We start from the raw sequence: 20,519 nt of genomic DNA, 5'->3' as shown, positions 1-20,519 counted from the left end.
CCCGTAGGCTCTTCCCCCGTGAGTACGGTGTGCGTGGTGCGGGATCTGGTCAAGACGTACCCTGCCGCGCGCGCCCGGCGGGGGACGCCCGCGACCCCCGAGATCCGCGCCACCGACGGCATCAGCCTCGATGTGCGGGGCGGCGAGATCTTCGGCCTGCTCGGACCCAACGGAGCCGGCAAGTCCACGCTCGTGCGCCAGCTGACCGGGCTGATGCGCCCCGACTCCGGCACGGTCGAACTCCTCGGCCACGATCTCGTACGCCACCCGGAGCGCGCCGCGCGCCTGCTCGCCTACCTCGGCCAGGAATCCACCGCGCTCGACGAGCTGACGGTCGCGCTGGCCGCCGAGACCACCGGGCGGCTGCGCGGGCTCACCGCACGGGACGCGCGGGCCGCGAAGGACGCCGTCCTCGAGGAGCTGGGCCTGACCGAGCTCGCCGGGCGGCCGCTCAAGAAGCTCTCGGGCGGACAGCGCCGGCTCGCCTGCGTCGCCGCCGCCCTCGTCGGCGAGCGGCCGGTCCTGGTCCTCGACGAGCCCACCACCGGGATGGACCCCATCGCGCGGCGGGCCGTCTGGTCCGCCGTCGACCGACGGCGCGCCGAGCACGGCACCACCGTGCTGCTCGTCACCCACAACGTGATCGAGGCCGAGACCGTACTGGACCGGGTCGCCGTACTGGAGCGGGGACGGGTCATCGCATGCGACACCCCGGGCGGGCTCAAGGAACGCGTCGCGGGCGAGGTCCGGGTCGACCTGGTCTGGCGCGAGCGCGCCCCGCTGGAGGTCCCCGAGGTCGCCGCCCTGCACGGGCTCGCCCAGGAGTCGGGACGGCGCTGGACCCTCCGGCTGGCCCCGGACGAGGCGCGGGCGGCGGTCGCGGCGGTGACGGGCGGGGCCGCGTTCGCCGCCCTGGACGACTTCACGCTGGCCACGCCGAGCCTGGAGGACGTGTATCTGGCGCTGGGCGGCGAGACCGAAGGGCTGGTCAAGGCTTGAGGAGCTGTACGGAGTGAGTATCGTGCCCGCCGAGGTGGCGGCCGCCCTGGCCGCCAGGACACCGGCCGTGGACGCCGCCGCGCCGCTGGCGCCGCGCGCCCGGCTGCTGCCTGCCCTCGCCGCCGTGTACCGCGCGCAGCTCTCGCGCGCCCGGGTCTCCCGTATCCCGCTGCTGTTCGTGGCGACCTTCCAGTCCGTCGGGATCATGGTCCTGATGCGGGGCGTCGTCGACGGCGGGTCGGAGGCGCGGGCGGTCGTGGCGGGCTCGTCGGTCCTCGTCGTCGCCTTCGTCGCGCTCAACCTGCTGGCCCAGTACTTCGGGCAGCTGCGGGCCACCGGCGGCCTCGACCACTACGCCACGCTGCCGGTGCCGCCCGCGTCGGTGGTGTTGGGGGCGGCGGGGGCGTACGCGTCCTTCACCGTGCCGGGGACGGTCGTGACGGCGGTCATCGGGTCGCTGCTCTTCGGGCTGCCGCTCGGGAATCTGTGGATCCTCGCGGCGGTCGTGCCGCTGGCCGGGGCCGCGCTGGCCGGGCTCGGCGCGGCGCTCGGGCTGCTGGCGCCGCGGCAGGAACTCGCGACGCTGCTCGGGCAGCTGGGCATGTCGGCGGCGCTGCTGCTCGGGGTGCTGCCGGCGGAGCGGCTGCCGGAACCGATCGGCTGGGCGCGGGACCTGCTGCCGTCGACGTACGGGGTGGAGGCCCTGGCCCGGACCTTCGATCCGCACCCGGACTGGGCGGCGGTGGGGCTCGACCTCGCGGTGTGCGGGGTGGTGGGCGTCCTGTCGCTGGCGGTGGCGACGTGGGCGTATCGGCGGGCGGCGGTCCGCTGACGGTCCGCTGAGGCGGGTCGTGCCCGTACCTGGCACGATGGCGGTGTGACCGCACCGCTGACACCCCCTCACCAGCCGAACGACGCCGCGCCGCACGGGTGGCCGTCGCCCTATCCTCCGCTGTCGGGCGACGACGGCGTGCCGAGCACGGCGACGGAGCTGCGGCAGGCGGCGGTGGTGACCGCCCTCTCGGCCGTCGCCGGGGCGGCGCTGGGACTGCTGTGGCTGTGGCTCGCGCCGCGGGTGTCGCTGATCTCGGACGGCAAGGCGGTCTTCCTCCGGCACAGCGAGGGGGAGTCGGCCATCGGGGCGGACGGCACGTTCGTGCTGCTGGCGCTCGCGTTCGGGGCGGTGGCGGCGGCGCTCGTCTTCCTCGTCCACCGGCACGGGGGCGTGGCCCTGGTGGTGGGCCTGGCGGTGGGCGGCGTGCTGGGATCGCTCCTCGGCTGGGGCGTGGGCACGCTGCTGGGCCCGACGCACGACGTGGTGGCCCACGCGAAGGAGGTGGGGGCGAACGTGGTGTTCGAGGCGCCGCTGAAGCTGGAGATGTGGGCCGGGGCGATGCTGGCGTGGCCGATCGCGGCGATGATCGTCCACCTGGGCCTGACGGCCCTCTTCACCCCGAGGGACCCGGAACCGGACTGGCCGTCGGTGACCTGAGGGGATTCCCCCCACCCCGCCCCTCCCCGAAACTCTGACGAGACCCGGGGGCTCTGCCCCCGAACCCCCGTGAGCGGCGGCTTCGCGCCGTGGCGTGCGCGGGCCCTGATGCCAGGTGGCTTACTGCCGCAGGGCGGTCAGGAGCGGCCGATCGGGGCCACGACCGCCGAGGTCAGCGTTGCCAGTGCCGTGGGGGGCAGTTCGACCTCCAGGCCGCGGCGGCCCGCTGAGATGCAGATCGTCTCGTGGGTCGTGGCCGAGGCGTCCAGGACCGTGCGGAGGCGTTTGCGCTGGCCGAGCGGGGAGATGCCGCCGCGGACGTAGCCCGTCGTGCGTTCGGCCGCCGCCGGGTCCGCCATCGTCGCGCGTTTGCCGCCGACCGCCGAGGCCAGGGCCTTCAGGTCCAGCTGGCCGGCGACCGGGACGACCGCCACCGTCAGCTCGCCGTCGACGTCCGCGACCAGCGTCTTGAAGACCCGGTCGGGGGAGACGCCCAGCGCCTCAGCCGCCTCCTCGCCGTACGAGGGGACCGCCGGGTCGTGGTCGTACGCGTGGAGCGTGAACGGGGTCCCGGACGTCGTCAGCGCCACCGTTGCCGGGGTGCCACCCGCCTGCTTCTTCTGCTTCTTCGCCACAGGAGTCCTTCGTCAGTTCGGGCTCGTCGGCGCCCGTGTCAGATCCACCGCCGGCAGCGACGGCAGATGCCGCAGCACGGCTGTCTCCGCCCGCAGCAGGGTCAGCTCCTCCCGGAGCCGTGTCGCCGTGTCCGGCGCCTGCAGCAGCCGCTGCTTCGCCGGGGTGTCCAGCACCGCCGCCGCCGCGACCAGGTAGGACACCACCGACGGCTCGTCCGGCAGCTCGCTCGTCGTCAGCGACCGCTCCCGCGCGCCCGCCAGCCGCTTCTGGTAGTTCCGGAACGCCCGCAGCACGCCCTCCGCGAGCGTGCCCGCCTCGTCGCCCTGCTCCTCCGGGATCTCCTCGATCTCGGCCACCAGGAACGGGCCGCTCGCGTCCACCGACAGCAGCTTCACCCGGGTCGTACCCGTGGCCATCACCTCGAAGCTGCCGTCCGCGCGCTCCCGGATCGACGCCGCGTCGGCGATGCAGCCGACCCGGTGGAAGGCCTGGATGGGGTCCGGGCCGAAGCCCGCGGCGGGTCCCTTCTCCCGCTGTGCCGTCGGGTCGGGCAGCCCCGGCTCCGACGGCGCGACCTCGCGCCCGTCGCGGATCGCGACGACGGCGAAGCGGCGCGGCTCCTCGTCGGCGATCGTGAGCAGCTCGCGCATCATGGCGCGATAACGCTCCTCGAACACGTTCAGAGGCAGCACGAGGCCCGGGAACAGCACCGCGTTGAGCGGGAAGAGAGGCAGGCGAGCGGTGGTCACAGCGGTCAAGCGTAATGGCCGCCGGTCGCGCCTCGACCGGCCCGTCCTCGTCCGGCCCCCCGCAGGGGGAGAGAACGGGCCACTTCAAGCCGTACCGCGTCCCGCGTCTCCAGGAAACCGCCGAGCGGATCGTCCCCGACGAGCGCCCACGGAAACGACGTGGCGTACGGCCCGATCCTGCGGAACTCCTCCAGCGCCTCCTCCCGGCGCCCCCGCCTGACCAGCACGTACACCAGCAGGTTGCGGACCTCCGCGAGCCAGGGATCGCTCACCGGACACGCCGCCGACAGCGCGATGCCCCGGTCCGCCGCCGCGTCGATCCGGTCCTCCTGCACCGGACCGGCGCCGGTGAGGAGCTGTGCGAACGCGGCGTTGAGCGGAAGTCCGCGGGCCAGGGATCCGGGCGGCGCGTCCTCGGCGGCCTGCTCGGCGAAGTCGAAGCACTCGCGGTGCGAGCCGTACCACTGGGCCGACAGATAGCGGAGGGCGGCGACATGGCAGCCGTAGTGGTGCGGAGAGCGCCGCACGGCCTGCTCCCAGAGCGACTCGAACGCCGCGTGGCCCGCGTGCGTGCCCCGCGCGTGGTCCAGGGCGAGCCGCCACGGCACCGGGTCGCGGGGCGAGGCCTCCGCGGCCGCGTCGATGAGCGGGCCGAGTTCGCGCAGCCGCTCGGAGCGGGCCGGCGACCCCCAGGCCCTGCGCACCGCGAGCTCCGCCTTGACGAGCAGCGCGTCCGGATCGCGCGGCGACACGGCCAGCCAGTGGGCCAGCCACTCGTCACGGCTGTACGCGAAGGTGGCAAGGCGTGCCACGTACCGGTCCCGCTTCTCCCACTCGGCGGCGTCGCGGGTCGTCGCGAGCAGCTTCGCGGCGGGCTCGGGATCGGCGAGGGCGGCCGCCACCAGTGCCGGGGCGAGCCGTTCGTCCGGCGCGTCGAGCAGCACGTCGTCGTCCGGCGGCAGTGCGGCGGCGAGCCGCGGTGCATGCCGGACCACTCGGGTGGTGCCGATCAGGGCGCGGAGCAAAGACATGGTGCGGACCATTGAAAACCGCAGGTAGGGGCGGCGCCAGTGGGGGACTGTGAAGCTTTGGTAGCGGCGGGAAAGTTGTCCTGCACGAGGTCAAGACCGGGTAAAGAAAGGGGCGGGGTGGGGCCTGTATGCGACCAGGATCCACCCCTCGCGCCCCTCCCGTCACCCTCGCCGCAGCAGCCGCGACGCCCCCGCCGCCACCGTCGTCGCCAGCACCCATCCCAGGAGGATGAGCACCGTCGAGGCCCACTGCCAGAAGCCCTCCAGACGCCAGTAGCCGTCCTGCCCGAGGTTGATCACCGGCAGCAGAAGGTCCAGCGCGTAGAGCGTGGCGCTCCACTTCGGGGACTCGCCCTCCTTCAGCGGCGCCGGCTCGTAGCGGGAGAACGCCATCGCCCCCGCCGCCCACAGCACCGCCATCCACAGGGCCGCCCGCCCCGGCCGGTAGCCGTACGCCACCGTCCAGTCCTGGAGGTAGCCCCACAGCTTGCCCGCCACCGGCAGCGTCTCCCGGCGCCGGCGCTGCTTGGCGAGCAGCACCACCCGGGCGTCCGCGTCCTCGCCGCTGCTGCGCAGCACCGTCGCCAGGCGCTCATACGGCTCCGGGGCGTACTCCGGGGTCGCCGCCGCCACCCATTCGAGCCGTCGCGCCAGCGGGAAGTGCCCGTACGGCACGAGGTTCTCGTAGACGAAACCGTTCATCGACAGGCCGCCCGGGCCCGGCCAGCTGGTGGAGAGGTCGATGAGCGTCACGACCTTCGCCCCGTTGAGCACCACCCGGCCCTCCTCCGGCGGCTCCCCGTTGAACCGCAGCTCGGGCGTGACGATCCGGCGCAGCGACACCTCCTCGCGCCGCGCGCCGTCCAGCACGAACCGCGCGTAGTGCAGGTCCACCGCGTCGCCGAACCGGCCGTCGTCCAGCCGCACCCCGCCGTGGCACTCGACCGGCTTGCGCCGCGCCCCCTGCACCGGTGTGTACCCGATGCCGTACGGCGGAGTGGTCATGGCGCTCTCCGAGCCCTCGTAGACCCACGCCGCGTTCAGATACAGCGAACGCTCCACCGTCAGCTGCGGAGCGTTCAGCGCGCGCCGCTGCTGCGCCCCGCGCAGCACGCTCCCCCGCAGGCTCAGCGACACGCCCACCTTCGCGCCGCGCAGGCTCGTCTCGCCGTACGTCTCGATCAGCTCGGCCTGGAGGTCCTGCGCCACCGCCAGCCCGTCCGCCGTGATCGCCCGGCCGCGCCGGTCCGGCCACACCCGGATCTGGTTGATCAGCAGGTCCGTGCCGATCTGCGCGTCCGTCAGCCGGATCCCCCGATCCACGCGGCAACGCGGCAGATGCAGATCGCCCTCCGTGTGCAGCCGCGCCGCCTCCAGCCGGGGTATCGCGCACTCCACCATCCGCACCGTCCCGAACCGGGCCTCCGGCAGGACGATCTCCTGGTCGAACCGGCAGCGGTTCAGCTCCACGTACGGATCTATCGTCCCGCCGGCGAGATTGAGCACCCCCGTGATCCGCACGCCGCGCAGCTTGAGCGCCGCGACGCGCCCGGACCGCGCCGGCGGTCCGTCGAGCAGCAGCAGCGCCACCACCTCGGCGCGCACACTCCGCCCGACCCCCCAGACATGCGGGCCGAAGGGATCGTCCCGCGCCGCGTCCCCCTCGCTCAGATCACAGCTCCTGCCGATCCGGAACGCCCGCCACATGGCCCGCTCAGGGCCCGTGAGACCGTCCGGAATTCCGTCCTCGTGCGGCTCGGTCACTGCCGCCCCCTCGCTTTCCACGAACCCGCTTCACCGGATTCGTACAGCCGTTCTTCCCGCTGAGTGACGGACTGAACGCTAACGGTCAGCTGTGGCGACAAGACGCCACTGTGGCTCGTATCAGCCAGTGATACGGACGTCCGGCGCCTCTGGGGCGTCTGCGAGAATTGACCCGTGATCTCTCGAATCGATCTGCGCGGCGACACCCTCCCCGAGGGTGGCGCGCTGCGCGACCTGCTGCCCCGTGCCGAGTTCGACGTGGAAGCCGCCCTGGAGAAGGTGCGGCCGATCTGCGAGGACGTACGGCATCATGGCGCGGCCGCGGTGATCGACTACGGGGAGAAGTTCGACGGCGTACGCCTCACCGACCTCCGGGTCCCCGCCGAGACGATCGCCCGCGCCCTCGACGAGCTGGACCCGGCGGTCCGGGCGGCCCTGGAGGAGTCCATCCGTCGGGCCAGGATCGTCCACCGCGAGCAGCGCCGCACCACCCACACCACCCAGGTCGTGCCCGGCGGCACGGTCACCGAGAAGTGGGTCCCGGTCGAGCGCGTGGGTCTCTACGTCCCCGGCGGCCGCTCCGTGTACCCCTCGTCCGTCGTCATGAACGTCGTCCCCGCCCAGGAGGCCGGCGTCGAGGGTGTCGCCATCGCGTCCCCGCCCCAGAAGGAGTTCGGCGGCCTGCCGCACCCGACGATCCTCGCCGCGTGCGCGCTGCTCGGCGTCGACGAGGTGTACGCCGCGGGCGGCGCCCAGGCCATCGCCATGTTCGCGTACGGCACCGAGGGCACCGAGGACGCGCCCGGCTGCGTCCCCGTCAACCTGGTCACCGGCCCCGGCAACATCTACGTCGCCGCCGCCAAGCGCCTCCTCAAGGGCCGCATCGGCATCGACGCCGAGGCGGGCCCGACCGAGATCGCGATCCTGGCCGACTCCACCGCCGACCCGGTGCACGTCGCCGCCGACCTGATCAGCCAGGCCGAGCACGACCCGATGGCCGCCGCCGTCCTCGTCACCGACTCCGAGGAACTGGCCGCCGCCACCGAGGCCGAGCTGAAGACCCAGGTCGCCGCCTCCAAGCACATCGACGACCGGATCGTCCCGGCCCTGGCCGGAAAGCAGTCCGCGATCGTCCTCGTCCGCGACCTGGAGGACGGCCTCAGGGTCGTCGACGCGTACGGCGCCGAGCACCTGGAGATCCACACCGCCGACGCCGCCGCCCGCGCCGACCGTGTCCGCAACGCCGGCGCGATCTTCGTCGGCCCCTGGGCCCCGGTCTCCCTCGGGGACTACTGCGCCGGCTCCAACCACGTCCTGCCCACCGGCGGCTGCGCCTGCCACTCCTCGGGTCTGTCCGTGCAGTCCTTCCTGCGCGGTATCCACATCGTGGACTACACCCGCGACGCCCTCGCCGAGGTCACCCACCACGTGGTCACCCTCGCCGAGGCCGAGGACCTGCCCGCCCATGGTGCGGCCCTGAAGGCGCGCTTCGGATGGAAGGTGCCGCAGCAGTGACCGGCACCATCGGCATCGACGACCTGCCCATCCGGGACGAGCTGCGCGGTAAGTCCCCCTACGGCGCGCCCCAGCTCGACGTCCCCGTCAAGCTGAACACCAACGAGAACCCCTACCCGCTGCCGGAGCCCCTCGTGGCCCGGATCGCGGAGCGGGTCGCCGAGGCCGCCCGCGGCCTCAACCGCTACCCCGACCGGGACGCGATCGAGCTGCGCACCGAGCTCGCCCGCTACCTCACCCGTACCGGAAAGCACCCCGTCGCCGTCGAGAACGTCTGGGCCGCCAACGGCTCCAACGAGGTCCTCCAGCAGCTGCTGCAGACCTTCGGCGGCCCAGGCCGTACGGCCATCGGCTTCGAGCCCTCGTACTCGATGCACGGCCTCATCGCCCGCGGCACCGGCACCGGTTGGATCTCCGGCCCGCGCAACGAGGACTTCACCATCGACGTCGAGGCGGCCGAGAAGGCCGTCGCCGAGCATCGCCCCGAGGTCGTCTTCATCACCTCGCCCAACAACCCCACGGGCACGGCCGTCGAGGCCGGGACCGTGCTCGCGCTGTACGAGGCCGCCCAGGCCGCCAAGCCGTCCCTCGTGGTGGTCGACGAGGCGTACGTCGAGTTCAGCCACCGCGACTCGCTGCTGCCGCTGATCGAGGGCCGGCCGAACCTGGTCGTCTCCCGCACCATGTCGAAGGCCTTCGGCGCCGCCGGCCTCCGCCTCGGCTACCTCGCCGCCCACCCCGCCGTGGTCGACGCCGTGCAGCTCGTACGCCTGCCGTACCACCTCTCCGCCGTCACCCAGGCCACCGCCCTCGCCGCCCTGGAGCACACCGACACGCTCCTCGGGTACGTCGAGCAGCTCAAGGCCGAGCGGGACCGCCTGGTCACCGAGCTGCGGGCGATCGGCTACGAGGTCACCGAGTCCGACGCCAACTTCGTCCAGTTCGGCCACTTCGCCGGAGCCGAAGGCTCCCACGCGGCCTGGCAGAAGATCCTCGACCGGGGCGTCCTGGTCCGGGACAACGGTGTACCGGGCTGGCTGCGGGTCACCGCCGGCACCCCCGAAGAGAACGACGCGTTCCTCGATGCGGTACGCGCTGTGAAGAAGGAGCAGAGTTCATGAGCCGCGTAGGACGCGTCGAACGCACCACCAAGGAGACCTCCGTCGTCGTCGAGATCGACCTCGACGGCACCGGCAAGGTCGACGTCGCCACCGGCGTCGGCTTCTACGACCACATGCTCGACCAGCTCGGCCGCCACGGCCTGTTCGACCTCACGGTCAAGACCGACGGCGACCTGCACATCGACTCGCACCACACCATCGAGGACACCGCCCTCGCCCTCGGCGCCGCCTTCAAGCAGGCGCTCGGCGACAAGGTCGGCATCTACCGCTTCGGCAACTGCACCGTCCCGCTGGACGAGTCGCTCGCCCAGGTGACCGTCGACCTCTCCGGCCGCCCCTACCTGGTGCACACCGAGCCCGAGAACATGGCGCCGATGATCGGCTCCTACGACACGACGATGACCCGGCACATCTTCGAGTCCTTCGTCGCGCAGGCGCAGATCGCGCTGCACATCCACGTGCCGTACGGGCGCAACGCCCACCACATCGTGGAGTGCCAGTTCAAGGCGCTCGCCCGGGCCCTGCGCTACGCCTCCGAGCGTGACCCGCGCGCGGCCGGCATCCTGCCTTCCACGAAGGGCGCGCTCTAACTCCATGACCGGCCTCTCCACCATCCTCATCGTCGTCGGGCTCTTCCTCGCCGGCGGTGTGTACTCCTTCTCGAAGCAGAAGCTGCCCAAGGGCGTGATCGCCGTCCTCGCCATCGCCTCCGTGATGTGCCTGGTCGCCGGCGTCCTTCGGATCCAGGGAATCTGGGAATGAGCCGAATGAGCACCGCGAGTACTCCGAAGAAGGTCGTGGTCTTCGACTACGGCTTCGGCAACGTCCGCTCCGCCGAGCGGGCCCTGGCCCATGTCGGCGCCGAGGTCGAGATCACCCGCGACTACGACAAGGCCATGAACGCCGACGGGCTCCTCGTCCCCGGCGTCGGAGCCTTCTCCGCCTGCATGAAGGGCCTCAAGGAGGCCCGCGGCGAGTGGATCATCGACCGCCGGCTCTCCGGCGGACGCCCCGTCATGGGCATCTGCGTCGGCATGCAGATCCTCTTCGCCCGTGGCATCGAGCACGGCGTGGAGACCGACGGCCTGGACGAGTGGCCCGGTACGGTCGAGCCGCTGAAGGCCCCGATCGTGCCCCACATGGGCTGGAACACGGTCGACGCGCCTCAGGACAGCGAACTGTTCGCGGGTCTCGACGCCGACGCCCGGTTCTACTTCGTGCACTCCTACGCGGTGCGCGAGTGGACCCTGGAGGTCGGCAACCCCAAGATGCGCGCCCCCAAGGTCACCTGGTCCACCCACGGCGAGCCGTTCGTCGCGGCCGTCGAGAACGGCGCCCTGTGGGCGACCCAGTTCCACCCCGAGAAGTCCGGCGACGCCGGCGCCCAGCTCCTCTCCAATTGGATCGAGACCCTCTGATCATGGCTCAGAAGCTTGAACTCCTCCCCGCCGTCGACGTCCGCGACGGCCAGGCCGTCCGCCTCGTGCACGGCGAGTCCGGTACGGAGACCTCCTACGGCTCCCCGCTGGAGGCCGCCCTCGCGTGGCAGCGCTCCGGCGCCGAGTGGCTGCACCTGGTCGACCTCGACGCCGCCTTCGGCACCGGGGACAACCGGGAGCTGATCGCCGAGGTCGCCCGCGCCATGGACATCAAGGTCGAGCTGTCCGGCGGCATCCGCGACGACGCCTCGCTCGCCGCCGCCCTTGCTACCGGCTGCACCCGCGTCAACCTGGGCACCGCCGCCCTGGAGACCCCCGAGTGGGTCGCCAAGGTCATCGCCGAGCACGGCGACAAGATCGCCGTCGGCCTCGACGTGCGCGGCACCACCCTGCGCGGCCGCGGCTGGACCCGCGACGGCGGCGACCTGTACGAGACGCTGGCCCGCCTCGACTCCGAGGGCTGCTCCCGCTACGTCGTCACCGACATCGCCAAGGACGGCACGCTCCAGGGCCCGAACCTGGAGCTCCTGAAGAACGTCTGCGCCGCGACCGACAAGCCCGTCGTCGCCTCCGGCGGCGTGTCCTCCCTGGACGACCTGCGCGCCCTGTCCGGCCTCGTGCCGCTGGGCGTCGAGGGCGCGATCGTCGGCAAGGCGCTGTACGCCAAGGCGTTCACCCTGGAGGAGGCGCTGGAGGCGGTGGCGTCGTGACCTCCGAGGTCCGCAAGGTGGTGACCGGCGCTCCTTGGGAGGAGCAGTTCGGCTACTCCCGCGCGGTGGAGCTCCCGAACGGTCTGGTGCTGGTCGCCGGCTGCACGTCCATCGTCGACGGCCAGATCGCCGGCGGAGGCCCTTACGAGCAGACCATCAACTCCTTCAACGTCGCCTTCGAGGCGCTGAAGCAGCTCGGTCTGGGCGCGGAGGACGTCGTACGGACCCGGATGTACATCACGCACGCCCGGGACGTGGACGACATCGGCCGCGCGCACAAGGAACTGTTCGACGCGATCCGTCCGGCCGCGTCCATGATCATCGTCTCCGGCCTCGTCGACCCGAGCCTGGTCGTCGAGGTCGAGGTCGAGGCATACCGAGGGGGTGACACGGCATGAGTCTCGCCGTACGCGTGATCCCGTGCCTGGACGTGGACAACGGCCGGGTCGTCAAGGGCGTCAACTTCCAGAACCTGCGCGACGCGGGCGACCCCGTCGAGATGGCGAAGCTGTACGACGCCGAGGGTGCCGACGAGCTGACCTTCCTCGACATCACCGCCTCCTCCGGCAACCGGGAGACGACCTACGACGTGGTGCGCCGCACCGCCGAGCAGGTCTTCATCCCGCTGACGGTCGGCGGCGGCGTCCGGGCGGCGGAGGACGTCGACAAGCTGCTGCGGGCCGGCGCCGACAAGGTGGGCGTGAACACGGCGGCCATCGCCCGGCCCGAGCTGATCCGCGAGATCGCGGAGCGCTTCGGCCGCCAGGTGCTCGTGCTGTCCGTGGACGCCCGGCGTACGGCCTCCGGGTCGTTCGAGGTGACGACGCACGGCGGCCGCAAGGGCACCGGCATCGACGCCGTCGAGTGGGCGCACCGGGCCGCCGAGCTGGGCGCGGGAGAGATCCTGCTCAACTCGATGGACGCGGACGGCACGAAGGACGGCTACGACACCGAGATGATCGCGGCCGTGCGCAAGCATGTGACCGTGCCGGTGATCGCGAGCGGGGGAGCGGGCCGGCTCGCCGACTTCCCGCCGGCGATCGAGGCGGGCGCGGACGCGGTCCTGGCCGCCTCTGTCTTCCACTTCGGTGACCTGCGGATCTCCCAGGTCAAGGACGCGCTGCGGGAGGCGGGCCACCCGGTCCGCTGAACGCGCGGGAAGGGCCTCCGCGGAGGCCCTTTTTCCTTGGAAAGATGCGCAGGATTATTTGCGCAAAATCTGTTGCGCAAGTTTTCCTTCGTATCTAAGGTCATGGCATGCCCACACCGGACAACCGCAGAATCACCGACCTCGGCACCCTCAAGGCCGTCTCGCACCCCCTGCGCATGCGCCTCTACCGCGCGCTCTTCGTCGCCCGCACCGCCACCGCCTCCCAACTGGCCGACCAGGTCGACGAGGCGGTCTCGCTGGTGAGCTACCACCTGCGCAAGCTCGCCGACCACGGCCTGATCGAGGAGGCCGAGACGCAGTCGGCGGACGGCCGTGAACGCTGGTGGCAGCCCAGCTCGGACGGGTTCAGCATCCGCGAGGAGGACGTGCGCGACGCGCCCGAGATGCTGGCGGCGAGCGCCGCCTTCAGCCGCACCGTCGCCGAACAACGCGCCGAACTGCACCGGCGCTTCCTCGACGAACGACTGACCTGGTCCGACGCGTGGCGCTCCGCCTCCGTCAGCTCCGAGTGGCTGCCGCGCCTCACCGCCGCCGAACTGGCCGCACTCGGCGAGGAGCTGGACGCGGTGGTGAAGAAGTACGACGACAAGGCCCGCGCCGCCGAGAAGGCCGGCGACACCGAGGGCCGCGAGAACGTCGCCGTCCACCTCCACGGCTTCCCCTACCGCTCATGACCGTCCTCACGCCCACCGAGGAGACCGCCCGCCCCGCCCACCGCGACGGCAACGTCCTGCGCTGGCTCGGCGCCTACACCGCCTCCACGCTCGGCGACAGCGTCTACCACCTGGCCCTCTCCTGGGCCGCCGTGCGCGGCGGCACCCCCGCCGAGGCCGGGCTCGTCATGGCCGTCAGCGCGGTGCCGCGCGCGCTGCTCATGCTCGGCGGGGGAGTGATCGCCGACCGCTTCGGACCGCGCCGGGTCGTCATCCTCTCCGACACCGTCCGCTGTCTCGTCGTCCTCGGCGTGGCCGCCCTCCTGCTCCTGACCAGCCCGGCCCTCTGGGTGCTCGCCGCCGTCGCCCTCGCCTTCGGCACCGTCGACGCCCTCTTCCTGCCCGCCGTCGGCGCCCTGCCGCCCCGCATCGCCCCACGCGACCAGCTCGCCCGCGTCCAGGGCCTGCGCGGCCTCGCCTACCGCGCAGGACTCGTCCTCGGCGCCCCGCTCGGCGGCGTCGCCGTCGCGCTCGGCGGACCGGCCTCGGCGTTCGGCGTGGCCGGACTCCTCTTCGCGATCTCCGTGCCGCTGCTCCTGGCGCTCCGGATCGCCCCGCTGCCCGGCGGCGAGCCGTCCCGTGACGGCACCGCGCTGCGCGACCTCGCCGACGGACTGCGCTACATCCGCCGCCACCGGGTCCTCGGCCCGCTGATGATCGTCGTCGCGCTCAGCGACCTCGGCTTCGTCGGCCCCCTCAACGTCGGCCTCGCGCTCCTCTCCGACGAGCGGGGCTGGGGCGCCGCGGGCATCGGCTGGATCCTCGCCGGATTCGGTACGGGAGCCGGAACCGCCTCGCTGCTGCTCACCGTGAAGGGCCGCATACCCCGCGCCGGGGCCGTCATGGCCTGGACGATCACCCTCGGCGCCGGCTCGATCGCCGGCCTCGCCCTCGTACCGCAGCTGCCCGTCGCCGTGGCCGTGTCCGTCTCCGTCGGCCTGCTCGCCGGACTCAGCGGCGCCCTGTGCGGCGCGCTGACCCAGACGGAGTGCGACCCCGCCTACCTCGGCCGCGTGACGGCCGTGTCCAGCTTCTTCAGCCTGGGCGTCGCCCCGCTGAGCTTCCCCCTCACCGGCGCGGCGGTGGGCCTGTGGGGACTCGCCCCGATGTTCGCCGCCAGCGCCGCGGTCTGCGCGCTCGGCGGCGTGTACGGACTCTCCGTACGGGCCCTGCGCCGCGCGGAACTCCCCCGGGCCACCGCCAAGCCCCGGGCGGGCTAGATCCCCAGCTGCTTCACCTCGCGCAGGCGCTCGATCGCCTCCTGCTCCCCGTCCAGCTCCACCTTCGCCACGTCCTGGCGGCCGAAAAGGAACATCGTCAGCTCGCCCGGCTCGCCGGAGACCGTCACCACCGGCGTGCCGCGGTGCGCCACCGCCGTCTGGCCGTTCGGGCGGCGCAGGACGAGACCCACCGGGGCCCTCCGTCCCAGAAGCCGGGCGCCCTTCTCCAGACGGGACCACAGGGCGTCCGAGAAGACCGGGTCCAGCTCGCGCGCCGACCAGTCCGGCTGGGCGCGCCGGACGTCCTCGGCATGGACGTAGAACTCGACGATGTTCGCCCCCTCGTCCACCTGCTTGATGGTGAACGGCGACATCCGCGGCGGTCCCGTCCGGATGAGCTGGATCAGCTCCTCGTACGGCTTCTCGGCGAACTCCGCCTGCACCCGGTCCAGGCGCGCCTTCAACGCCGGTACGAGCGTCCCGGCGGCCGCGTCCGGACGGCGCTCGCGCACCACCACATGGGCCGCGAGGTCCCGGGTCCGCCACCCCTCGCAGAGCGTCGCGGCGTCGGGCCCGGCCGCCTCCAACAGATCGGCGAGCAGCAGACGTTCACGCTTGGCATGGGTCGACATGCTCGCCAGCGTACGACCGTGGCCACCGGTCCGCCCAGTGGACGCTCCGCCGGACGCACCCGTCGGTCACGGCACAATGGCCGCATGAGCAGCAATCTCGACCCGGCCATCGCCGCCCGCCTCAAGCGCAGCCCGGACGGACTCGTCCCGGCCATCGCCCAGCAGTACGACACCGGCGAGGTGCTCATGCTCGGCTGGATGGACGACGAGGCCCTCCATCGCACCCTCACCACCGGCCGCTGCACCTACTGGTCGCGCAGCCGCCAGGAGTACTGGGTGAAGGGCGACACCTCGGGTCACTTCCAGCACGTCAGGTCCGTCGCCCTCGACTGCGACGCCGACACCGTCCTCGTCAAGGTCGACCAGGTCGGTGCCGCCTGCCACACCGGCGCGCGCACCTGCTTCGACACCGACGTGCTCCCGCTCTCCCAGTAAGGTCAGCCGCCATGGACCTCGAGCACTTCCGCAAGCTGGCGGCCGACCGCCGCGTGATCCCTGTCAGCCGCCGGCTCCTCGCGGACGGCGACACCCCGGTCGGGCTCTACCGCAAGCTCGCCGCCGAACGCCCCGGCACCTTCCTTCTCGAGTCCGCGGAGAACGGCCGCTCCTGGTCCCGCTACTCCTTCATCGGCGTCCGCAGCGACGCCACCCTGACCGTCCGGGACGGCCGGGCGCACTGGCTCGGCACCCCGCCCGTCGGCGTACCCACGGACGGGGACCCGCTCGCCGCGCTGCGCGCCACCGTCGAGGCCCTCCACACCCCCCGGGACCTGGCCTCCGGAATGCCGCCCTTCACCGGCGGCATGGTCGGCTACCTCGGGTACGACATCGTCCGCCGCCTGGAGAAGATCGGGGACTCCACTCGCGACGACCTGGAGCTCCCCGAGCTGACCATGCTGCTCACCAGCGACCTCGCGGTTCTGGACCACTGGGACGGCACGGTCCTGCTGATCGCCAACGCGATCAACCACAACGACCTGGAGACCGGCGTCGACGAGGCGTACGCCGACGCCGTCGCCCGGCTCGACACGATGCAGGCCGACCTGGCCCGGCCGGTCGCCAACGCCCCCGCCGCCCTCCCCGCCTCCGAGCTGCCGGAGTTCTCCGCCCTGTGGGGCGGCCCGGCCTACCAGGACGCCGTCGAGGACATCAAGGAGCGGATCAGGGCCGGGGAGGCCTTCCAGGTCGTCCCCTCACAGCGCTTCGAGACCCCCTGCCGTGCCTCCGCCCTCGACGTCTACCGCGTGCTGCGGGCCACCAACCCGTCCCCGTACATGTACCTCTTCCGCTTCGAGAACGGCTTCGACGTCGTCGGCTCGTCCCCCGAGGCGCTGGTCAAGGTCGAGGACGGGCACGCGATGCTCCACCCCATCGCCGGCACCCGGCACCGCGGCGCCACCCCGCAGGAGGACCACGACCTCGCCGAGGAGCTGCTCGCCGACCCCAAGGAGCGCGCCGAGCACCTGATGCTCGTCGACCTCGGCCGCAACGACCTCGGCCGGGTCTGCGAGCCGGGCTCGGTGGAGGTCGTCGACTTCATGTCGATCGAGCGGTACTCGCACGTCATGCACATCGTGTCGACGGTGACCGGGCGCGTCGCCGAGGGGAAGACCGCGTTCGACGTCCTCACCGCCTGCTTCCCGGCCGGCACGCTCTCCGGCGCGCCGAAGCCGCGCGCCATGCAGATCATCGAGGAGCTGGAACCCTCCCGGCGCGGACTGTACGGCGGATGCGTCGGCTATCTCGACTTCGCCGGCGACTCGGACACCGCGATCGCGATCCGCACCGCCCTGCTCCGCGACGGCACCGCGTACGTGCAGGCCGGCGCCGGTGTCGTCGCCGACTCCGACCCCGTCGCCGAGGACACCGAGTGCCGCAACAAGGCGGCCGCGGTGCTCCGCGCCGTCCACACCGCCAACCGGATGAACGGCGCATGAGGGCGTAAGGGATAGTGGGGTACGTGAGTGCTGTTCCCGTACCCCAGCCCCGAGCCGCACGCGCGGGTGGCACGGCCGCCTCGTCCGGCGGCCGCCGCAGCCTGGCCGCGGCCCTCCTGCTCGGCGCCCTCGGTGCCACCGTCGTCCTGCTCTCCGCCGGCCAGATCTGGGCCGAGGGCACGGCGTCCGTGGGCGGCGGCACCGTGCCGGTGGAAGCCGACGGCGGTGCGGTCACCGGCGTGCCGACGGCCCTCGCCATCGTCGGCCTCGCCGCGCTCGTCGCCGTCTTCGCCGTCCGCCGCGCCGGGCGCACCCTCGTCTCCGGCCTGCTCGCGCTCAGCGGCGCGGGCGCGGCGCTCGCCGCGTTCCTCGGCGCGTCCGACACGGACGCCCTCGACGCGGAGGCCGCGCGCGTCACCGGCGACACGGCCGCCTCGGTGGCCGCCCTGACCCACACCGCCTGGCCGTACGTCACCGCGGCCGGAGCGCTGCTCATCCTCGTCGCGGGGCTCCTCGCCCTGCGGTACGGAAAGAGCTGGCCCGCGATGGGCGGACGCTACGAGCGCTCCGGCACGCCCCGCGCACCGCGCGCGTCGGCCGGAGCCGCCTCCGACCGGCCGGAGGACCTGTGGAAGGCCCTGGACCGCGGCGAGGACCCGACGCACGAGGACTGAGCGCGACGCGTGATCGTCGTGCCACCCCCGATTCATCCCCGCGCCCCGGTGTGCGGGACAATGAGGCTCGAGTGTCCTCGTACGCGAGACCTCACCCCGAGCCACCACCGAGCAACAGCAACGAGGAGCAACTCATGGCGGGCAGCGCCCACGGACACACCCCGGCCGCCTGGACCGGTGTCATCATCTCCTTCATCGGCTTCTGCGTCGCCGGAGTCTTCATGGTGGCGGCCAACACGGTCGGCTTCTGGGCCGGAATCGCGGTCATCCTCCTCGGCGGTGTCGTCGGCCTCGCGATGAAGGTCGCGGGCCTCGGTATGCCGAAGGAGTCGGAGGCCGTGGCCGCCGCCCGCGAAGCGGCGTCCGCGAAGCTGCGCGCCTGACGCGCGCGACGCACGACACGCATGACACGCGCGAAGGCGCAGCCCGGCAGTGCCGGGCTGCGCCTTTCCGCGTCAGGGGCGAGAATCACCGGGTGGACGCGAAGCCGACGGCCCCCGCCGTGACCGACGATTCACCCGTACCCGCCGCACCCATGCCGCCGGAGGGCAAGGTGCCCGGGCCGGTGGCAGCTATGTCTTCGGGGGGCAAGGTGCCCGGGCCGGTGGCAGCCATGCCGTCGGGGACCCAGGACGCCGGACCGGTGGCCCCAGGCGGACCGTACGGTCCCGTCTCCGGGCCGGTAGCCCCCGAGGCAGGCGGCCTGTACGCTCCCGGGCCGCCCACGCCCCCGGCCCACCCCCGGCCCCGGTCGCTCGCGCGGCGGGTCGCGGTGCCGCTCGGTGTTCTCGGTGCGGTCGTCGCAGGCTTCGCGTACGTCGGGTCCGTCGACCCCAACGAACCCGGGCACTACCCGGTCTGCCCGCTGCTGCGCTTCACCGGCATCTACTGCCCCGGCTGCGGCGGCCTGCGCAGCGCCCACGCCGTCGCCCACGGTGAGCTCGGCGCCGCGTTCGGTGCCAACGCCCTCGCCGTCGTCGGCTACGGCCTCTTCGCCATCCTCATGGTCGTCTGGCTGATTCGTGCCGCGCGCGGGGTGCCCATGAGGATCGCGATCGCCCCCGTCTGGTGGTGGGGGATCGGAGCCGTCCTGGCCCTGTTCTCCCTGGTCCGGAACCTGCCGTTCGGCTCCGCGCTCGCCCCATGACCCCTCCCGCGAAGTCCCAGCAGGTGGGACGCACCTCGGCCGGATGCGGGTCCGGCGCCGTCCTGCGGATACCATCGACGTGGCTGAACCTGATTCATCTTCACCACCGTCACCATCACCGTCCCGGAAGGGGGCCTCTCGCGTGAGTGTGCTCGACGAGATCATCGAAGGCGTGCGCGCCGACCTCGCAGAGCGGCAGGCGCGGGTCTCCCTCGACGAGCTCAAGGAGCGCGCCGCCAAGGCGCCGCAGGCCAAGGACGGCGTCGCCGCACTGCGCGCGGACGGCGTCACGGTGATCTGCGAGGTCAAACGCTCCAGCCCGTCCAAGGGCGCACTCGCCGCCATCGCCGACCCGGCCGGCCTCGCCGCCGACTACGAGGCGGGCGGCGCCGCCGTCATCTCCGTGCTGACCGAGGAGCGCCGCTTCGGCGGTTCGCTCGCCGACCTGGAGGCCGTCCGGGCCCGGGTCGACATCCCGGTCCTGCGCAAGGACTTCATCGTCACGGCGTACCAGCTGTGGGAGGCGCGGGCGTACGGAGCCGATCTGGCGCTCCTGATCGTCGCCGCCCTGGAGCAGGAGGCCCTGGTCTCCCTCATCGAGCGCGCCGAGTCCATCGGCCTCACGCCGCTGGTCGAGGTCCACGACGAGGAGGAGGTCGAGCGCGCGGTCGACGCGGGCGCCCGGATCATCGGCGTCAACGCCCGGAACCTCAAGACCCTCAAGGTCGACCGCTCCACCTTCGAGCGGGTCGCCCCGGAGATCCCGGCCGGCATCGTCAAGGTCGCCGAGTCCGGCGTCCGCGGGCCGCACGACCTCATCGCGTACGCCAACGCGGGCGCCGACGCGGTCCTGGTCGGCGAGTCCCTCGTGACCGGCCGCGACCCGAAGGCCGCCGTCGCCGACCTCGTCGCCGCCGGCGCCCACCCGGCCCTCCGCCACGGCCGGAGCTGACCCCACCATGACTCCGCGCCGCGCCACGCCGACCGTCCCGGGCCACGCCGCCCGCGGCGCCGTCGGCGTGCCCGCGGTGACGGTGGCCCTGACACGGGCGCGCGCGACCGTGAGCGGGCCGACGACGATGGCCGGCGTCGCCGGTGTCGCCGCCCCCAGCCGTGCGATGCGCACCCGCCTCCGTACCGCCGCCGCGCCGGCGCACGCCCCGCTGGCCCGGGGCTGCCGCCCGCGCGGCTGCCGGGCGCCCGCCCGGCGAGTCCACGGCCGCCGCGTGCGGTACGTGATCGGTGACGAGCCCGGCCAGGTCAACGGCATGCGATGGCGCCCGCGCCTCGTGCGCACCTCCACGCCGACCACCACTGCCTAGCCGAGGCACAGCCCTCGCCCGCCCCCGTGTGGGCAATCGTCCCGCATGGGGGTCCCCCCAGGGCGAAGCCCTAGGGGGAGGGACGGGTGGGCACACGGGACGGCACCCTTGCGGGTGCCTCCGCTCCCTGTGCCCCGCCACCACGAGGGCGCCGCACCCGTGTGCACCGTACGCACCGGGGGCCTGGGCCCGGCAAGGGCGCCGTCCGTTGTGCCCACCCGTCCCGCCCCAGCGGAACGAATGCCCA

25 protein-coding genes are annotated in these 20,519 nt (G+C 73.0%); 20 read left to right on the top strand and 5 right to left on the bottom strand.

Features of this window, described 5'->3' with window-relative positions; all coding sequences use genetic code 11:
• Positions 1 to 27 precede the first annotated feature (27 nt).
• From ACFYV5_RS26215 to ACFYV5_RS26205, 3 genes are read left to right on the top strand one after another with little or no spacing between them, the layout of a single operon-like run.
• Positions 28 to 999: an ABC transporter ATP-binding protein gene (locus ACFYV5_RS26215; protein ID WP_355111578.1), complete on the top strand. Its 972-nt coding sequence runs from the start codon at positions 28 to 30 to the stop codon at positions 997 to 999.
• Positions 1,000 to 1,012: 13 nt separating this feature from the next.
• On the top strand, positions 1,013 to 1,831 hold the full coding sequence (locus ACFYV5_RS26210) for an ABC transporter permease (protein ID WP_355111095.1): 819 nt from the start codon (positions 1,013 to 1,015) through the stop codon (positions 1,829 to 1,831).
• A 45-nt stretch (positions 1,832 to 1,876) separates the two neighbouring features.
• The gene (locus tag ACFYV5_RS26205; protein WP_355111097.1) at positions 1,877 to 2,491 is read left to right on the top strand and encodes a DUF2567 domain-containing protein; all 615 of its coding nucleotides are present in this window, start codon (positions 1,877 to 1,879) and stop codon (positions 2,489 to 2,491) included.
• A gap of 137 nt (positions 2,492 to 2,628) precedes the next feature.
• Here ACFYV5_RS26205 and ybaK read toward each other — a convergent pair whose 3' ends face one another.
• From ybaK to ACFYV5_RS26185, 4 genes are all read right to left on the bottom strand, one after another.
• Complete coding sequence (gene ybaK, locus ACFYV5_RS26200; protein ID WP_389172394.1) at positions 2,629 to 3,126, bottom strand: Cys-tRNA(Pro) deacylase; 498 nt, start codon at positions 3,124 to 3,126, stop codon at positions 2,629 to 2,631.
• Positions 3,127 to 3,138: 12 nt separating this feature from the next.
• Positions 3,139 to 3,876 carry an LON peptidase substrate-binding domain-containing protein gene (locus ACFYV5_RS26195; protein ID WP_355111100.1) on the bottom strand — a complete coding sequence of 246 codons (738 nt, stop codon included), beginning with the start codon at positions 3,874 to 3,876 and terminating at the stop codon, positions 3,139 to 3,141.
• Positions 3,877 to 3,881: 5 nt separating this feature from the next.
• Positions 3,882 to 4,919, bottom strand: coding sequence for a hypothetical protein (locus tag ACFYV5_RS26190; protein ID WP_355111101.1), 1,038 nt, complete (start codon positions 4,917 to 4,919; stop codon positions 3,882 to 3,884).
• A gap of 150 nt (positions 4,920 to 5,069) precedes the next feature.
• The gene (locus tag ACFYV5_RS26185; RefSeq protein WP_355111103.1) at positions 5,070 to 6,671 is read right to left on the bottom strand and encodes an oxidoreductase; all 1,602 of its coding nucleotides are present in this window, start codon (positions 6,669 to 6,671) and stop codon (positions 5,070 to 5,072) included.
• A gap of 174 nt (positions 6,672 to 6,845) precedes the next feature.
• Between ACFYV5_RS26185 and hisD the strand changes: the two genes are divergently transcribed.
• The 10 genes from hisD to ACFYV5_RS26135 all read left to right on the top strand — a co-directional run bounded on the left by hisD (position 6,846) and on the right by ACFYV5_RS26135 (position 14,560).
• The gene (gene hisD / locus ACFYV5_RS26180; protein WP_389172391.1) at positions 6,846 to 8,186 is read left to right on the top strand and encodes a histidinol dehydrogenase; all 1,341 of its coding nucleotides are present in this window, start codon (positions 6,846 to 6,848) and stop codon (positions 8,184 to 8,186) included.
• Entirely contained in the window at positions 8,183 to 9,307 is a 1,125-nt protein-coding gene (locus ACFYV5_RS26175; RefSeq protein WP_389172389.1) for a histidinol-phosphate transaminase, read from the top strand. The genes hisD and ACFYV5_RS26175 overlap by 4 nt, the downstream gene beginning before the upstream one ends.
• Positions 9,304 to 9,897: an imidazoleglycerol-phosphate dehydratase HisB gene (gene hisB / locus ACFYV5_RS26170; RefSeq protein ID WP_158986436.1), complete on the top strand. Its 594-nt coding sequence runs from the start codon at positions 9,304 to 9,306 to the stop codon at positions 9,895 to 9,897. Before ACFYV5_RS26175 ends, hisB begins: the two co-directional genes overlap by 4 nt.
• A gap of 4 nt (positions 9,898 to 9,901) precedes the next feature.
• On the top strand, positions 9,902 to 10,069 hold the full coding sequence (locus tag ACFYV5_RS26165; RefSeq protein ID WP_189599229.1) for a hypothetical protein: 168 nt from the start codon (positions 9,902 to 9,904) through the stop codon (positions 10,067 to 10,069).
• A gap of 5 nt (positions 10,070 to 10,074) precedes the next feature.
• On the top strand, positions 10,075 to 10,725 hold the full coding sequence (hisH, locus tag ACFYV5_RS26160; RefSeq protein ID WP_389172386.1) for an imidazole glycerol phosphate synthase subunit HisH: 651 nt from the start codon (positions 10,075 to 10,077) through the stop codon (positions 10,723 to 10,725).
• A gap of 2 nt (positions 10,726 to 10,727) precedes the next feature.
• Positions 10,728 to 11,456, top strand: a complete 729-nt coding sequence (gene priA / locus ACFYV5_RS26155; RefSeq protein WP_355111113.1) for a bifunctional 1-(5-phosphoribosyl)-5-((5-phosphoribosylamino)methylideneamino)imidazole-4-carboxamide isomerase/phosphoribosylanthranilate isomerase PriA — start codon at positions 10,728 to 10,730, stop codon at positions 11,454 to 11,456.
• Positions 11,453 to 11,854 carry a RidA family protein gene (locus ACFYV5_RS26150; protein ID WP_355111115.1) on the top strand — a complete coding sequence of 134 codons (402 nt, stop codon included), beginning with the start codon at positions 11,453 to 11,455 and terminating at the stop codon, positions 11,852 to 11,854. Before priA ends, ACFYV5_RS26150 begins: the two co-directional genes overlap by 4 nt.
• Positions 11,851 to 12,606, top strand: coding sequence for an imidazole glycerol phosphate synthase subunit HisF (hisF, locus tag ACFYV5_RS26145; protein ID WP_355111117.1), 756 nt, complete (start codon positions 11,851 to 11,853; stop codon positions 12,604 to 12,606). The genes ACFYV5_RS26150 and hisF overlap by 4 nt, the downstream gene beginning before the upstream one ends.
• A 107-nt stretch (positions 12,607 to 12,713) precedes the next feature.
• Positions 12,714 to 13,301: an ArsR/SmtB family transcription factor gene (locus tag ACFYV5_RS26140; RefSeq protein WP_389172383.1), complete on the top strand. Its 588-nt coding sequence runs from the start codon at positions 12,714 to 12,716 to the stop codon at positions 13,299 to 13,301.
• Positions 13,298 to 14,560, top strand: coding sequence for an MFS transporter (locus tag ACFYV5_RS26135; protein WP_389172381.1), 1,263 nt, complete (start codon positions 13,298 to 13,300; stop codon positions 14,558 to 14,560). The genes ACFYV5_RS26140 and ACFYV5_RS26135 overlap by 4 nt, the downstream gene beginning before the upstream one ends.
• On the opposite strand, the gene ACFYV5_RS26130 is transcribed toward ACFYV5_RS26135, so the two are convergent.
• Entirely contained in the window at positions 14,557 to 15,192 is a 636-nt protein-coding gene (locus ACFYV5_RS26130) for a TIGR03085 family metal-binding protein (protein WP_355111123.1), read from the bottom strand. The two genes, ACFYV5_RS26135 and ACFYV5_RS26130, sit on opposite strands and share 4 nt — an antisense overlap.
• Positions 15,193 to 15,276: 84 nt before the next feature.
• On the opposite strand from ACFYV5_RS26130, the gene hisI reads away from it, so the two are divergent.
• The 7 genes from hisI to trpM all read left to right on the top strand — a co-directional run bounded on the left by hisI (position 15,277) and on the right by trpM (position 20,272).
• The gene (gene hisI / locus ACFYV5_RS26125) at positions 15,277 to 15,627 is read left to right on the top strand and encodes a phosphoribosyl-AMP cyclohydrolase (RefSeq protein ID WP_355111125.1); all 351 of its coding nucleotides are present in this window, start codon (positions 15,277 to 15,279) and stop codon (positions 15,625 to 15,627) included.
• 11 nt (positions 15,628 to 15,638) lie between these two features.
• Positions 15,639 to 17,129 (top strand): anthranilate synthase component I, encoded by a 1,491-nt coding sequence (locus ACFYV5_RS26120; protein WP_389172378.1) that lies wholly within the window; start codon positions 15,639 to 15,641, stop codon positions 17,127 to 17,129.
• Positions 17,130 to 17,143: 14 nt separating this feature from the next.
• A complete protein-coding gene (locus ACFYV5_RS26115; RefSeq protein WP_355111128.1) occupies positions 17,144 to 17,803 on the top strand; it encodes a TIGR02234 family membrane protein in 660 nt (219 codons plus the stop codon).
• 134 nt (positions 17,804 to 17,937) lie between these two features.
• Positions 17,938 to 18,186 carry an HGxxPAAW family protein gene (locus ACFYV5_RS26110; protein ID WP_355111130.1) on the top strand — a complete coding sequence of 83 codons (249 nt, stop codon included), beginning with the start codon at positions 17,938 to 17,940 and terminating at the stop codon, positions 18,184 to 18,186.
• A gap of 230 nt (positions 18,187 to 18,416) precedes the next feature.
• Complete coding sequence (locus ACFYV5_RS26105) at positions 18,417 to 18,950, top strand: DUF2752 domain-containing protein (protein WP_389172587.1); 534 nt, start codon at positions 18,417 to 18,419, stop codon at positions 18,948 to 18,950.
• A gap of 142 nt (positions 18,951 to 19,092) precedes the next feature.
• Positions 19,093 to 19,902 (top strand): indole-3-glycerol phosphate synthase TrpC, encoded by an 810-nt coding sequence (gene trpC / locus ACFYV5_RS26100; protein ID WP_355111131.1) that lies wholly within the window; start codon positions 19,093 to 19,095, stop codon positions 19,900 to 19,902.
• Between the two features lie 166 nt (positions 19,903 to 20,068).
• A complete protein-coding gene (gene trpM, locus ACFYV5_RS26095) occupies positions 20,069 to 20,272 on the top strand; it encodes a tryptophan biosynthesis modulator TrpM (RefSeq protein WP_389172585.1) in 204 nt (67 codons plus the stop codon).
• Positions 20,273 to 20,519: the final 247 nt, after the last annotated feature.

Origin of the sequence: Streptomyces sp. NPDC003035, assembly GCF_042888285.1 — a bacterium.
GTDB lineage: Bacteria > Actinomycetota > Actinomycetes > Streptomycetales > Streptomycetaceae > Streptomyces.
The sequence above is the reverse complement of the archived record's forward strand: the minus strand, read 5'-3'. Positions and strand labels throughout refer to the sequence as shown.

Bases quoted from the DNA above. Each gene is read 5' to 3' on its own strand.
- ACFYV5_RS26190 (WP_355111101.1), bottom strand. From the start codon at position 4,919: ATGGTCCGCACCATGTCTTTGCTCCGCGCCCTGATCGGCACCACCCGA.
- hisB (WP_158986436.1), top strand. From the start codon at position 9,304: ATGAGCCGCGTAGGACGCGTCGAACGCACCACCAAGGAGACCTCCGTC.
- ACFYV5_RS26165 (WP_189599229.1), top strand. From the start codon at position 9,902: ATGACCGGCCTCTCCACCATCCTCATCGTCGTCGGGCTCTTCCTCGCC.
- hisH (WP_389172386.1), top strand. From the start codon at position 10,075: ATGAGCACCGCGAGTACTCCGAAGAAGGTCGTGGTCTTCGACTACGGC.
- priA (WP_355111113.1), top strand. From the start codon at position 10,728: ATGGCTCAGAAGCTTGAACTCCTCCCCGCCGTCGACGTCCGCGACGGC.
- hisF (WP_355111117.1), top strand. From the start codon at position 11,851: ATGAGTCTCGCCGTACGCGTGATCCCGTGCCTGGACGTGGACAACGGC.
- ACFYV5_RS26140 (WP_389172383.1), top strand. From the start codon at position 12,714: ATGCCCACACCGGACAACCGCAGAATCACCGACCTCGGCACCCTCAAG.
- ACFYV5_RS26135 (WP_389172381.1), top strand. From the start codon at position 13,298: ATGACCGTCCTCACGCCCACCGAGGAGACCGCCCGCCCCGCCCACCGC.
- ACFYV5_RS26130 (WP_355111123.1), bottom strand. From the start codon at position 15,192: ATGTCGACCCATGCCAAGCGTGAACGTCTGCTGCTCGCCGATCTGTTG.
- hisI (WP_355111125.1), top strand. From the start codon at position 15,277: ATGAGCAGCAATCTCGACCCGGCCATCGCCGCCCGCCTCAAGCGCAGC.
- ACFYV5_RS26120 (WP_389172378.1), top strand. From the start codon at position 15,639: ATGGACCTCGAGCACTTCCGCAAGCTGGCGGCCGACCGCCGCGTGATC.
- ACFYV5_RS26110 (WP_355111130.1), top strand. From the start codon at position 17,938: ATGGCGGGCAGCGCCCACGGACACACCCCGGCCGCCTGGACCGGTGTC.
- ACFYV5_RS26105 (WP_389172587.1), top strand. From the start codon at position 18,417: ATGCCGTCGGGGACCCAGGACGCCGGACCGGTGGCCCCAGGCGGACCG.
- trpM (WP_389172585.1), top strand. From the start codon at position 20,069: ATGCGCACCCGCCTCCGTACCGCCGCCGCGCCGGCGCACGCCCCGCTG.